Genomic DNA, 13,755 nt, shown 5'->3' on the forward strand with positions numbered 1-13,755 from the left:
CTGATGAGTGGTGAGAACCGCTGGTAAATTGGTTAATAACCTTAGTTCTCTTTTTAAAATTCATCCGGTAAACCTCAGTTCACTTTGGGGATTTTTTTAATGGACATTTTGAACTTCGAAAAAGGCAGTTTTGTCCATGAGAGACGTTCTCATGGACATTATGGTCTCCGAAAAAGGCGGTTTTGTCCATGATAGATGTTCTCATGGACATTATGGTCTCCGAAAAAGGAAGTTTTGTCCATGATAGTCGTTCTCATGGACATTTTGAACTTCGAAAAAGGCAGTTTTGTCCATGATAGATGTTCTCATGGACATTATGGTCTCCGAAAAAGGAAGTTTTGTCCATGATAGGTGTTTTCTTCGACTATTCGCCCCAGCAGCTACAGCTAAATTTGGTCGTAGAGAGCCACTCTAGTTACGATTCCTTCCAACCAAACCAGCATTAATAACTTTCTCATCAAATTCTAATCTTACTCACAGGGTTCTTTCATACTTCCTAGTTATGATGTAAGTATCAACAAACCAAGGAGGAAAAAAGAATGAAAAAGAAATTAGCTATTGTAGTCGGAACATTAACTGGTGCTGCTATTATCGGGTTAGGTATCTATCAAGTAGATGCAGCAAAGACAGATCCGAAACTATCTACAGATGAGATTCGTCAAATGGTTACAGATCAATATGATGGGTCAATTACTGAATTAGAATTGGAAAAAGATATGGGTAAAGTGGTATATGAAGTGGAAGTGGAAGGTAATGAAAGGGAGTATGATTTGAAGATAGATGGCAATACAGGGGAAGTTTTGAAGGAAAATGAAAGTGAAAATAAAGTTGAATCTATTCAAAAGCAAAATGTGAATGCATCTAAAAGTGATGTAATCGGCATGGAGAAAGCTGAAGAAATAGCACAAAATGAATTTACTGGAATAATGACAGGTCTTGAGCTTGATGAAGATGATGGACGTCTCGTTTATGAAATCGAAATTGAAAATGGAAAAAAAGAAGCAGACTTTGAAATTGATGCGATAACTGGTGAAATATTGGAGATGGAAATCGATTTAGAAGAAGCTGATGATTAATTAATGACTAGATTGTTGCTAGTTTTATTACAGTACTTTCAGCTTGAAGAGAAAGGTTAAAAAGGCAAGGGGGAAGGTGGGAATGAAGAAGAAGTTAGGTTTAACAATTGGGGCATTAATAGCTGCCGCAGTTCTGGGATTGGGATTCTTCCAGATAGGAGCTGTTCAGGCTGAGCCAGATCTTACTTCAGATGATATTCGTAAAAAAGTTATAGCTCAATATCCAGGTAAAATTAATGAACTGGAGTTAGAGAATGATTCCAAAAAGGCAATATACCGGGTAAAAATTAAAATTGAGGACAAGGAATACGAATTAAAATTGGATGGCAATACAGGTGAAGTTTTAAGTCTTTATGAAAAGGTAATTTCACAAAAGGAAAACAAAGATGATAAAGTGATTAATAGTTCAACTTTCACTAAGAAGGTTTTAACTACAGATGATGCAGATGTTAAACATGTGGAAAAATTAAATAAACAAGAAGGTAATACCCAAAAGCAAGAAAAGAGAAATGAAAAGTCTACTAAAGAACCGGAATCCAACAATAAATTGGTTATAACAGAAAAAGCTTCGGTCAATAACACAGATGATAAAACCGTGAAGGCAGATAAACCATCTGTCAAGAGAGGTAAACAAGCGATTATAAGTAAAAGTAAGGCAAAAAGTATAGCATTAAACCAGTTCTCCGGTGATATTCAGGGAATGGAGCTTGATGAAGATAATGACCATCTCATTTATGAAGTGGAAATTGAAAATGGCGATAATGAAGCGGAAATTGAAATCGATGCTTATACTGGTGAAGTCATTATGGTGGATATTGACATAGATGACGATTAAAAGAAAAGCTGCCGAATTATCTGGCAGCTTTTATCTCTCAAGAAATTCACTTTGTTTTTATCACAAAATTATTAACTGCAGTTGCTGGCACTGTTTTATGCTTTTCAAAATAGCTTCTGATCAGCTCAACCGCATCCTTTTGAATTTCCTTGACAACCATTTTCCCTCTAAACATGTCATAATTTCCGCCACCAGTTGCACGGTAATTATTTAAAACAACATGGTAAAATTCATTTTCTGTAACGGCTTTTCCGTGATAAGTTATATTTTCTATCCTGGTACCGATTGGCTTGGCTATGTTAATGGTGTAATTAATTCCTTCCCACATATCGTAATTATAATGCTGTGGTTTGGGCTCAATATAGGTAGGATTAACTTCGATCTCTCCATCTTTTCCCAGGATAAAATACTCCGCACTTTTCTCTAAAGCATCTTTAATATCTTTACCAGAGAGTTCGAGGACAACCAGCGTGTTGGGGTACATATAATTAGTAACGACATCACGCATCGTAACGACAGAATCAAATCCTTCAGAGCTATTATTAAGCAGGGAAGTTACCGAAATATCCACACCGCTTACGTCCATTTGTACTTTTTGAATGAATTCGATAAATGGATGCTTTTGGATTCTTGCTTGTAGCGGGTCCTTTATGGTCATATCACCTTCGACATAGCCAATTGGCTGATCGAGCCACTTCTGAGTAGACGCTTCCAATTCTTTCATATAGTTCATGATTTCCGGATCTGACTCTACATTTTCCAAGGTCTTAATAGTTGCTTGCTTATCAAAGATTTTCCAAGCATTTTCGTCTGAATGTAATTCAATATTGATCTCTCCATAATTACTTCCATTATTTCCCGGCTGGATAACCAATACACCATTGATGATTCCAGTCAATTTTCGATGCTGATGGCCGGTTAATAAAATATCTATCCCATCGACTTCCCTGCAAATCTCATAACCTTGATTTTCTCCAATCAATGCTTCGGTTGGTTCACCAGTTTCAATATCCCTTTCAAATCCGCCATGATAGGAAGCAATCACAACATCTGGATTCTCGACTTCACAAATATGCTTTATCCATTTTTGAATGGTGGAAAATGCATCATTAAATTGAAGCCCTTTAATGTGATCAGGTGATTCCCAATTTGGAATGTAGTGTGTTGTTATACCGACAACGGCAACTTTCACTCCATTATCCAGCGTTTTTATTATATACGGAGGGCCAAACTTTGGTTTCCCGGTTTTTTCATCTAAAATATTAGCTGAAAGCCAAGGAAAGCTGGATTGCCCGACAGCATCAGATAAAATTTTTTCTCCAAAATTAAATTCATGATTGCCAATGACTCCAGCATTAATTCCGATGCGGTTCATGATACCGACCATCGGATTTTCCTTTTCAGTATGCTCCTTCACATAATGTGTCATTAATGGTGTGCCTTGAATTAAATCACCATTATCCAGTACCATCACATGCTCATTTTTTTCCCGGACTTGTTTGACAATGGTCGCATATTTCGTGAGCCCAATATCAGCTGTTTCATTAGATCCATATAAAATTGGCATGGCGTTTCCATGAACATCACTTGTATATAAAAGTGTGATTTTTGCTGTGTTGTTTCCCATGTGCTTTCATCCTTTCATATGCAAAGAAACGAAATTAGAGCATTAATCACTCATTCATTTCGTTTCTTCTTTTAACAGCTATTATACTATTTTATTTCTAATCCGTGATGATGCAAAGTCGATAACAGTTACAACGATAATAATAGCCAATAAGATTGTTCCCATTTCGTTCCAGTTTCGGTTATTAGATGCGAAAATTATCATTGTACCAATACCACCGGCACCAACAATACCGAGGATGGAAGAAGCACGAATATCTATTTCGAATCGGTAAATAGCGAATGACAGGAATTCAGGAATGACCTGTGGCATTACCGCATAAAATAAAATCTGAATTTTATTTGCCCCGTTTGCTTCCATGGCTTGAACAATTTCCATATCAATCGATTCAATAATTTCCGAGAACATTTTCCCTAACATTCCAGTCGAGCCGATCGCAATGGCAAGCACCCCGGCAAATGCATTTGGACCAACGGCGACAACGAATAGAATAGCTAAAATGAGATCAGGAAACGCACGAACGGCGGATAGAATCCATTTTCCAATCGTTGAGAAAATTTTACCGCCCATCATGTTATGTGCAGCTAGAAATGCTAAAGGCACTGCTATAATTGCCGCCATTAATGATCCTGCAAATGCAATAAATATCGTTTCCAGCATACTTAAAGCAACGTCTCCGGTAGCTCCCCAGTCAGGGCTGAATAACTTGGGAATAACTCTGTTGAAGTTATTTATTGCCCGTTCAATTGCTCGTCCCCAATCAATATTAATACTAACAAAGGTCCATACATACATAACTATTACTAAAAGCGTCATGATAATCCGCTTCATTTTTTTATAAAGCGAGTTTTTTGGTTTTGGAGGTAATGAATATGTTTCCATTAGATCAATGCCTCCCTTAATTTATTACTGATATACTCAATAACAATTACAACAATAAAAATAAGCACGATAATCATCATTGCATTAGGATAATTATAGAATCCCAGCTGCTGATTTAAAATTAGACCAATACCACCGGCACCAACATAACCCAATACGACAGATGCACGAATGTTGATTTCAAATACATACAGTACCAATGATGTAAATTGTGGTAACACCTGTGGTACCAAGCCATACCAGATAACCTGATAAACATTTCCCCCGGAAGCACGCATAGCTTCTAATGGGTTCATATCAACAGACTCGATCGTTTCACTGATTAACTTAGCTAATATACCTAATGAAAATACAATAAGGGCTAAAATACCAGGGAACAGACCAATTCCGAATAATCCAACAAAGATAACTGCCAATACTAAATCCGGAATGGTACGGAGTATATTTAAGAATGTGCGGGTTGTATAGTATAATGGCTTAAATGTCGTTACATTTCGAGCGGCCAAAACAGCTAAAGGAACAGTTAAAATAGATGCTACTGTGGTAGCAATAATAGCCATTTGGATCGTTTCCACCATCGGCCCCCAAATTGCAGGTAGTACATTTAAGTTAGGTGGGAAAAACTTCTCCATAACGGTAAACATATTACCAAATGCGCCACCAAATCCGCCAACCATCTCTTTTTGTGTCCAATACATACTGAATAAATAAATACCTAAAATCACTAAAAAGATTACGGTTATTTGCATTTTTATTTTAGCAGGGTAAATGGGTGGTGTTTTCTTTTCGGCTAATGAATTGTTTTCATTTGTCACGATTCATCTGCCCCCCCACGCAAGTCATCCTCACGTATTGAACGGCCGTAGATTTCTTCAAATGTTTGTTCGGATACCTCTGATACTGGCCCATCAAATACAATTTCCCCAGCACGCATGCCAATAATACGATCTGCATATTCCATTGCCATATCAATGAAATGCAGGTTAACAATTGTTGTAATGTTATCCTCTTTATTAATTTTCTTTAAATATGTCATGACCTGGTGCGATGTTGGAGGATCGAGCGACGCAACCGGTTCATCTGCCAGAATATATTTCGGTTTTTGTGTAAGAACACGTGCGATACTTACCCGCTGCTGCTGCCCACCACTTAATTCATCTGCACGATTATAAATTTTCTCATCAATATTTACACGCTTTAAACTTTCATACGCAAGTCCAATGTCCTCTTTTTTATATAAACTAAAAATGGATCTGAGTGTTCCTGTATGTCCTAAACGACCTGCCAATACATTTTTTAGCACATTGGATCGTTTAACAAGGTTATAGTTTTGGAAGATCATACCAACTTTTGTTCGGAGTTTTCGAAGATTTCCACTGTGATAGGTAAGAATATTTTCACCATCTACCTGAAGTGACCCCGAAGTTGGAGTAACCAAACGATTTATACTACGGATGAAGGTAGATTTTCCTGCTCCGGATAAACCAACAATTACAACGAATTCACCATCTTTAATTGTAGTGTTTATATTTTTTAAACCTTCTATACCGTTGGGATAAATAAGGCCTACATCTTTAAATTCAATCATAATATGTACTTCCTCCAATTACAGACTTTAATCCCGGTTAACAAGTAAACTAGGAAAAAAAGGGGAGTGATTTCTCCCCTTTTGAAATAGTTAGCACCTATATATCTTCTATTTACAGTTCGATATTGTCTTTGAATTTTTGGTATGTTTCTTTTACGACCTGATACTCTTCATCGGTCGCTTCATCTATTTCGTCCCAGTTGTAGACATCATTCATGATTTGGATCATTTCTTCATCATCATTAAAGGATAGGAAGATGTCTTTAATCTCCTGAACTAATTCATCATCAAGCTCTTTTGTAACAGAAATGGTATCATTCGGAATCTCATCTGTATACCCAAGAACAGTCAGTTTATCCATTACATCAGGATATTCTTCCTCAAGCTCTGTACGTACATCATCGAAAGTGGTTGCTACATCAGCGTCACCTTCATAGACTGCGATTGCTGAGCTGTCATGTCCGCCTGATTGAATGGTGCCACTAAAGAAGTTGCTTTCCAATTCTGGAGCTGATGCATAATCAAATTCCTCCATCAATTGACTAGCCGGGAAAAGATAGCCGGAAGTTGAACCTTGGTCAGCATATGCCCAGACCTTGCCTTCCAGATCTGCTAAACTCTCAATACCGGAATCAGAACGTACTAAGTATTGCGCTTTATACGTACCAGACCCGTATCTGATAGATTTTAAAATTACTTCAACATCATACTGCTCGTTTGCTAAAACGTAACCGAATGCGGGGATAAATCCAATTTGCACCTGATTTGCTCCCATAGCTTCTACTAACGCATTATAGTTAGTCATAACCTGACCTTTTACTTCAATCCCAAGTTCTTCACCTAAACGTTCTGCTAAAGGTTCTACTGTATCAGCAATTGTATCAGAATCCTGTGATGGAACAAATCCCATTACTAATGTGTCTGGTGTCTCGCTACCTTCACTTTCTTCTCCGTCAGTATTTGTTTCTGCGTCATCAGAACCTTCACTGCCGTTACTGGTATCTGTATCATCCGAACTTCCACATGCTGCAAGTACAAGTGCTAATGCCAACACAAGCAATAGACTATAAAGTTTTTTCATCTTGACCCTCCTAGATAATATGTATCTTTAATAGCTTTCTATTATATTAAATAACATTTAGCATGAAATTGCTAGTATATTTTCATTATTTTACGTGAAATTCACAAAATAAAACGGTAGTAATGCAGGAATTAGTATAGCTTATTTATTCGAATTAGGATGTCTAATAGTATTTTTTCTGCTATTTATTTAAAGTTTCTCCCATCATAATAAGGGGAAGTAGTATATATAAGTTTTTTATATGTAAAAAAAACAGGCGTAAACGAACCATTAAAACCCTACTCTATGCTTGAATGTAACTGGAAATAGGAGCGAATGGTCTCATATTGCCCCCTTAGGTACCTGACTAGTAAGAAAAAAATTCAACCGGTCATATATAGAGCAACTCTCTACTTCTGAACATCGCCTGTATATCAAGAGCGACATCATACAGTCGATATAACTTTATAAAATACCCATAAATGATAGGAGGGAAGGTAATGTCTACCTATAATAGAGGATTATTTTTATATAATGGAAATTCTGGGAAAAGTGATTTGGATAAAAAGCTTGCTCAAACATTACCAATAGTAAGTCAAGCAATAAAAGAATTGACTGTTATTCAAACAAAAACAATTGAAGAGGTAAAGGAAATATGTAAAACCTTTGCTGATCGAATGGATATTTTTATTATTCTCGGGGGTGATGGAACAGTGCATGAATGCATTAATAGGATAGCTCCTATGGAAAATAGACCAGTTATTGCGATCTTACCTGGAGGAACAGCAAATGATTTCAGCAGAATGCTGCAAATCCCACAAAATGTAGAAGCAGCTGCACAAGCAATTGTGGATGGTAACATTGTTGAGATTGATCTTGGCAAAGCTGGTGATCATTACTTTCTTAATTTTTGGGGGATTGGTTTAGTATCGGAGACATCACAAAATATCGATGATGATCAAAAGAAAAGTCTCGGTGTGCTTAGCTACTTCATGAGTACATTAAAGACAGTAGGCCAGACTGAGCCTTTTTCCTATGAAATGATTGCTGATGGTATTACATATGATGGAGAAGCTGTAATGGTATTAGTGTTAAATGGAAAGTTCCTTGGTACAAGAGAACTCCCAATTACAAAAATTAGCCCAACTGATGGAAAGCTGGATGTCTTAATTGTAAAAAGTTCTAATTTCGTTTCCTTTCGTGAATTGCTATCGATGAATAATCCTGAATTAGATGCAAAGGAACTGACCCAATTAACCCATATACAAATAGAAAATATGAAGATAACTACCGAAGAAACGAAAGAAGTCGATATGGATGGGGAAATAAAGGCGATAACTCCTACTGAAATAACCATTTTACCAAACCATCTGAAAATGATTCAGGCAGCTTTCATACAGTAAAAGGATAATTGATAGAACTGATGGGAAGCTCTTTAATGGGGAAACCTTTTAAAGTAAAGTGAAACTTCTTAATCAATCCCAACGTATATAGACTATCGAAGTCATACAGGTTAGGTGATGCATTTGAAAGTGTTGGAAGTTAGTGGTGTAACTATTGAAATCAATCAAACGAAACTGCTGGAGGATATTTCGTTTGAAATGGAATCCGGATCTGTACTGGCATTGGTTGGCCATAATGGTGCAGGAAAATCCACCTTAATCAAGAGTCTATTAGGTATATTGGAAAAATCAGCAGGTCAAATGATTATCAATGAGGAATATAATCAGGATGATTCGTTTTTAACTTTCAAACAAATGGTTTCCTATCTTCCGGAAGAACCGCTTTTATTAACTGAACTAACAGTTATGCAGCATTTTCAGTTATATGCCATGAGCTACGAGCTGCCGGAGAATGTATTGAAAAAACGGATCGATCGATATGTAAAAGGTTTCGAACTGGAGGATAAATTAAATGAGTATCCGGAAACACTTTCAAAGGGAATGAGGCAAAAGGTGCAGACGATTTGTGCATTGCTTCCTGATACATCCCTTTTATTAATTGATGAACCATTTATGGGGCTGGATATTTATGCGATGGATTATTTAGAGCGATTGATCAAAGAAAAGGCAGAAAACGGAACAAGTATTTTACTGACAAGCCACCAGCTGGAAAGAGTAAAAGATATTGCAGATCAGTTCATTATGCTGCAACATGGGAAAATCCAAAGTCATGGGCCAATTGATGAGTTCGAAACGATCCAAAGGAGATCAACAGATGATTAGGGAAGCTCCTGTATGGAAAGCATATTGGTTTATACGGAAAAATAGACGTCGTAAAAAAAGAAAAATAAATAAAATAGCTTTGGAACTCATGGTCGATAAAACAACAGGTGCTTATTTACTCTTATTAGGCGCATATGTTTTTGCGAGTATATTTATCTTTGGTGATTTCATTCAGGAGTTTAATCCTTATTTTATAGTAATTGAAGAAAATGCAAAGAAAGGATTTTGGCTGATATTAACTGTTTTGCCCATTCGATATATCATGAAATCTTTTCGTGAGCCTGGTTTGAAGTTTTCCAGCTCGGAATATCAATTAGGGATTTTGCCATACAGCAGGAGTAAGATTTGGCTGTTCGCCCTCCTTGAAAAGTGGCTGAGACAGTTTGTGATTTATTTCATCATGGCAGCTTTGGTTATTTTATTAACCCCAATATCCAGTTCACTGGTAATTTCCTATGTCCTATTGTTTATGGTTTATGACATCATGATGTCTGTACCCCAATGGAGATTATTTCAGATTGGATTTTTGCCGAAATTAGGCTGGTTGTTCCTAGTGATTTTTATAAATGCGATTGGAGTTCTAACGTCTCCAATAGTTGGTATGGCATTGTTTGCAATTATTATTGTTCTAAACGTTGTATTATTACGCTCATTATTCTCACATGTAAATTGGTCCAGGGTAACAGAAATAAGTGATTATCATATATGGAATATGTGGTTAATTGGAAAAGCATCCCAAACGAAATTTAAAAGGCAGAAAAAATATAGTGTTTTTCAAAATTCAGCAAAACGAAAGAAAGCTTTTCAATCAGTCGGAGCGATACATAATCGAATGTGGAAGCTTTATCTAGTAAAAAACCATGAATTATTATTTCAGCTAATTGGCGCCTTGCTCCTCATGCTTATTGTACTTCCTTTTATTAATGAAGTAATTTTTTATATAGGATTGGCATTTGGTATCTATGCGTATGCAAATGCAACTGTAAGCTTTTTTAGTGATCGATTCACGTCAGATATCCTTCATGTACTACCATGGGACTTAGTAAAGTATAAAAAAACGTTCTTCAAATACGTTCTTTACGGAGCTGTTTTACTGCTGATTCCAGTATTAACATTTCTGGGATTGCACGTTACTTTTTGGACTGTCTTCCAATTATTATTTTATTGTAGTTCGTTTTTATACATTTATGAAGTGAAAGTGGATAAGGCAATAATATTACTAGCAAGAAAAACGGTATATTTTAATTTAGATGAAGGGATTAGCATTGGATTGCTGATTCTTATCGCGTTTAGTGGTTCCTACCCAATTTTATCAATTGCTTTTTTGGGGATACTATTCCTATTAATCAAAAAAAGGAATAACCCTGTGCTTTAAGCGGTAGGAACGACTGGCGGAATGAGGAAATTGTAATTGGTGTATGAATGCGGTTAGGCAGAAACATACGTGAGATGTAGTATGGAGGGTGACTGTTCTCAGCTGTGATAAAAGTCATAGCAGCAAATGATTAGTAGCGATAAAATGAAGTTGGGATACGGGGATATCTCTACTTTAATAAAAGGTACAAGTAGTTGGTAAGCTTGTACAATAGCAGAAAGGAGCGAATTATTGATCTAAGCATTGGATAAATAATTCGCTCCTTTTTTATAAACAGTTTAGAAAAGGAGTTTATCATCCTAATGGTCGTGGTAAATAATTAAAGCAAGTTAATACGTTGTAATGAATCTGTAATATTTTTAACATAATCAAAGTTTATTGAGATAAACTTCCGGGTATTTATATATTAAAAGAGAGAATGTTACACATTCACATACATCCAGTGGGAGGGGGGCACACCAATGAGTGAAAGAAATGTGATTATTTATATAAGTGAAAATAACTCACAATGTAAAAAGTTATTAAAGCAAATGGATACATGGGAAATTCCATATCAAACAAAGAATGTAACTGAAAGTAATAATTATATGAAGGAACTACAAGAACAAGGCATATTTGGAACGCCAGCTACATTTATCGAGAACGAAGCCGAACCGATTTTGGGTTTTCAAAAAAATAAACTAAAGAGTGTTTTAGGGTCAGCCAGTATTAATTCTCAGTATAGTTCATATTAAGGTGGAGATTACGAATGAAACAGATATACACACATTTTAAGAATTGGATGCATAAATTAATATAGATAAAAAAGATAAAAAAGGTGTGTGTATTAGTATGTATTATAGGCCATATTATTATCCGCCTGATTTTCAATATTATGCTGCAAGTTATCCCCCGCAGCAACCTTACAATCCATATACTCCATACGGGCCGCCAGATGACCAAACACCCTTTGAACAATTTGCCAAGCCACAGCAACCTATGGATTGGCCTAACTCTATGCAGACAAATCAAGCTATCAATCAACAATCACCTATGAATGGAGCAAATAGTTTTATGACAAAGTATCAGGATGAAAATGGACAGATCGACCTTGATAAAATGCTAACAACCGTTGGACAATTAGCTAATACTTATCATCAGGTATCCCCAATTGTGAAGCAATTCGGAGCATTAATAAAAACCTTCAGATAAAAAAATAATGCTTCAAGCAACTTCTCAGAGCTAATGATGCGAAAGATATTCATTGGCTTTCATTTTGTAAAAAAACAACAATACTGGAAAGTAATTTTCGAGGGTATATGAAGTCATGCAGTAATATTTAGTCCGGTTAAAGGGAAAAAGAAACTAAATAGATAATATTAGAGGAGAATTGTTATGATTGGTTGTTTAATTATCCACGGATATACTGGTGGCCCATATGAGGTAGATCCATTAGCTAATTTTCTTAAAGAAAATACGAATTGGTATATAGAAGTTCCAACATTACCTGGTCATGGCAGGAAGCTAAATTTAGAAAATGTGTCCCATAAGAAGTGGATTAAATCCGCAGAAGATTCATTAAAACAATTGAAGAAAAAATATGATGAAATTTATCTTATCGGTTTTTCAATGGGCGGGATGATTGCTTCTTATTTAGCGGGGAAATACAGGGTGGATAAACTTGTCTTATTAGCAACCTCTGGTAAGTTTTTATCCTTTAAACAAATAGGACTTGATGTTGGAGAAGTATTAGTTGATGGTATTAGAGGAAACCTGGGCAAAAACAAGTTGTATATTCATTATAAAAGGAAACTGGGTAATGTTCCTTTTAAAGCCAATCTGGAATTTCTTAAGTTAGTTAAATTTACCCGCCGCCACCTGAAAAATATTGATTCACCAGTATTGATTGCTCAAGGGCAGCAGGATGGAATGGTACCATATAAAACAGCATATTATTTGGATAAAGAAATTAAATCTAATCGAAAAGAAGTTGTGTTTTTTGAACGTTCAAGGCATTTAATATGTTTAGGGGATGATAAAGATACGCTGAATAAAATGATCTACCATTTTCTAACAAAGTCGAAGCAAATGGACGAGGGCTAAGATCTGATGTTTAAGTTTATAGGCAGAGGCTACTGCTCATGAATATAAAAAACAAAAAGGTCTGCTGATCCAAAAGAAGCAGACCTTTTTGTTATTTTCCTTCTTTAAAAAAAGAAATAACTAACGCACCTTCACCGCCATAGGTGGATATTAATGGTCCGGTTTCTGTTAATAGTTCATCTTTAAATGGATATCTGCTGCGAATTTCAGCAAGTACCTTCTTCGCTCGTTCTTCTGCGTTGCAATGGGTCATGGATATCACCTTATCTTCCACATTTTTAGTATATTCACCTATTTGGTCGATAAAACGACGAATTGATTTTTTATCCCCACGTACTTTTTCAGAAACTTCAATTGTTCCTTCCTCACTTGCCTTCATTAATAATTTAATATTAAGTGTTTTAGCTATTGTACCTTTAACCCTGTCTAGGCGACCACCCAAAATTAAATTTTCAAGTGATTTCAGTACAAATAAAGTAGTTGTTTGTTCCACACATTCATGTAGGTGATCTACAATTTCATCAAATGAATAATTTTCCTGGTGTTTTACCCCTGCTTCATTTAATAAAAGAGCTATTCCACAGGAAGCAGTTTTCGTATTGATTATTTCTATTGTACGCTCTGGCTCTTCTTCAAGTAGCATGTTTCTTCCGATCACAGCATTCTCATACGTACTGCTTAATCCTTTTGTCAAACTTAACATAAGGATTGGAGTTTCCGCATTGATCTGTTTATATGCAACATAAAAGTCGTTTGGACTAGGAGCTGCAGAACGTGGTAGTTCTTTATTTTCTTTTATTTTTTCATAAAAAGTTGGAAGGTCTAAATCCACACCACTCTTGTATTGACCATCTTTAAAATGTAAGTAGAGCGGAACAACTACAATATTAAGGGAATCGTGTAATCGCTTTGGAATATCAGCTCCACCATCTGTCATTAATTGGAAATCCATGTATTCACCCGCTTTTTTAAAAATTACTACTATTATATCAGTTATCTAATTTT

General features: G+C 35.9%; 14 protein-coding genes. 8 read left to right on the forward strand and 6 right to left on the reverse strand.

Annotated features, from left to right (window positions below; all coding sequences use genetic code 11):
• Positions 1-539 precede the first annotated feature (539 nt).
• Entirely contained in the window at positions 540-1,076 is a 537-nt protein-coding gene (locus tag AC6HVZ_RS14010; RefSeq protein ID WP_497558794.1) for a PepSY domain-containing protein, read from the forward strand.
• 82 nt (positions 1,077-1,158) lie between these two features.
• Complete coding sequence (locus AC6HVZ_RS14015; protein ID WP_497558795.1) at positions 1,159-1,911, forward strand: PepSY domain-containing protein; 753 nt, start codon at positions 1,159-1,161, stop codon at positions 1,909-1,911.
• A 46-nt stretch (positions 1,912-1,957) separates the two neighbouring features.
• Here the strand turns inward: AC6HVZ_RS14015 and AC6HVZ_RS14020 are convergent, their stop codons facing one another.
• The 5 genes from AC6HVZ_RS14020 to AC6HVZ_RS14040 all read right to left on the reverse strand — a co-directional run bounded on the left by AC6HVZ_RS14020 (position 1,958) and on the right by AC6HVZ_RS14040 (position 7,089).
• Positions 1,958-3,538, reverse strand: a complete 1,581-nt coding sequence (locus AC6HVZ_RS14020) for a bifunctional metallophosphatase/5'-nucleotidase (RefSeq protein WP_497558796.1) — start codon at positions 3,536-3,538, stop codon at positions 1,958-1,960.
• 81 nt (positions 3,539-3,619) lie between these two features.
• Positions 3,620-4,420 carry a phosphonate ABC transporter, permease protein PhnE gene (gene phnE, locus AC6HVZ_RS14025; RefSeq protein WP_497558797.1) on the reverse strand — a complete coding sequence of 267 codons (801 nt, stop codon included), beginning with the start codon at positions 4,418-4,420 and terminating at the stop codon, positions 3,620-3,622.
• Positions 4,420-5,235 carry a phosphonate ABC transporter, permease protein PhnE gene (phnE, locus tag AC6HVZ_RS14030; RefSeq protein ID WP_497558798.1) on the reverse strand — a complete coding sequence of 272 codons (816 nt, stop codon included), beginning with the start codon at positions 5,233-5,235 and terminating at the stop codon, positions 4,420-4,422. The genes phnE (AC6HVZ_RS14025) and phnE (AC6HVZ_RS14030) overlap by 1 nt, the downstream gene beginning before the upstream one ends.
• On the reverse strand, positions 5,232-6,008 hold the full coding sequence (gene phnC, locus AC6HVZ_RS14035; protein ID WP_497558799.1) for a phosphonate ABC transporter ATP-binding protein: 777 nt from the start codon (positions 6,006-6,008) through the stop codon (positions 5,232-5,234). The genes phnE (AC6HVZ_RS14030) and phnC overlap by 4 nt, the downstream gene beginning before the upstream one ends.
• 112 nt (positions 6,009-6,120) lie before the next feature.
• The gene (locus AC6HVZ_RS14040) at positions 6,121-7,089 is read right to left on the reverse strand and encodes a phosphate/phosphite/phosphonate ABC transporter substrate-binding protein (RefSeq protein WP_497558800.1); all 969 of its coding nucleotides are present in this window, start codon (positions 7,087-7,089) and stop codon (positions 6,121-6,123) included.
• A 479-nt stretch (positions 7,090-7,568) separates the two neighbouring features.
• On the opposite strand from AC6HVZ_RS14040, the gene AC6HVZ_RS14045 reads away from it, so the two are divergent.
• From AC6HVZ_RS14045 to AC6HVZ_RS14070, 6 genes are all read left to right on the forward strand, one after another.
• A complete protein-coding gene (locus AC6HVZ_RS14045) occupies positions 7,569-8,471 on the forward strand; it encodes a diacylglycerol/lipid kinase family protein (protein ID WP_497558801.1) in 903 nt (300 codons plus the stop codon).
• A gap of 117 nt (positions 8,472-8,588) precedes the next feature.
• Entirely contained in the window at positions 8,589-9,293 is a 705-nt protein-coding gene (locus tag AC6HVZ_RS14050) for an ABC transporter ATP-binding protein (RefSeq protein ID WP_497558828.1), read from the forward strand.
• A complete protein-coding gene (locus AC6HVZ_RS14055; RefSeq protein WP_497558802.1) occupies positions 9,286-10,668 on the forward strand; it encodes a hypothetical protein in 1,383 nt (460 codons plus the stop codon). The genes AC6HVZ_RS14050 and AC6HVZ_RS14055 overlap by 8 nt, the downstream gene beginning before the upstream one ends.
• A 461-nt stretch (positions 10,669-11,129) precedes the next feature.
• Positions 11,130-11,402, forward strand: a complete 273-nt coding sequence (locus AC6HVZ_RS14060; RefSeq protein ID WP_497558803.1) for a thioredoxin domain-containing protein — start codon at positions 11,130-11,132, stop codon at positions 11,400-11,402.
• Positions 11,403-11,499: 97 nt separating this feature from the next.
• Positions 11,500-11,859 carry a YppG family protein gene (locus AC6HVZ_RS14065; protein WP_497558804.1) on the forward strand — a complete coding sequence of 120 codons (360 nt, stop codon included), beginning with the start codon at positions 11,500-11,502 and terminating at the stop codon, positions 11,857-11,859.
• Positions 11,860-12,042: 183 nt separating this feature from the next.
• Positions 12,043-12,750, forward strand: a complete 708-nt coding sequence (locus AC6HVZ_RS14070; RefSeq protein ID WP_497558805.1) for an alpha/beta hydrolase — start codon at positions 12,043-12,045, stop codon at positions 12,748-12,750.
• A gap of 91 nt (positions 12,751-12,841) precedes the next feature.
• Here AC6HVZ_RS14070 and AC6HVZ_RS14075 read toward each other — a convergent pair whose 3' ends face one another.
• The gene (locus AC6HVZ_RS14075; RefSeq protein ID WP_497558806.1) at positions 12,842-13,702 is read right to left on the reverse strand and encodes a DegV family protein; all 861 of its coding nucleotides are present in this window, start codon (positions 13,700-13,702) and stop codon (positions 12,842-12,844) included.
• Positions 13,703-13,755 lie beyond the last annotated feature (53 nt).

This window comes from Oceanobacillus sp. NCCP-135, from assembly GCF_059698015.1.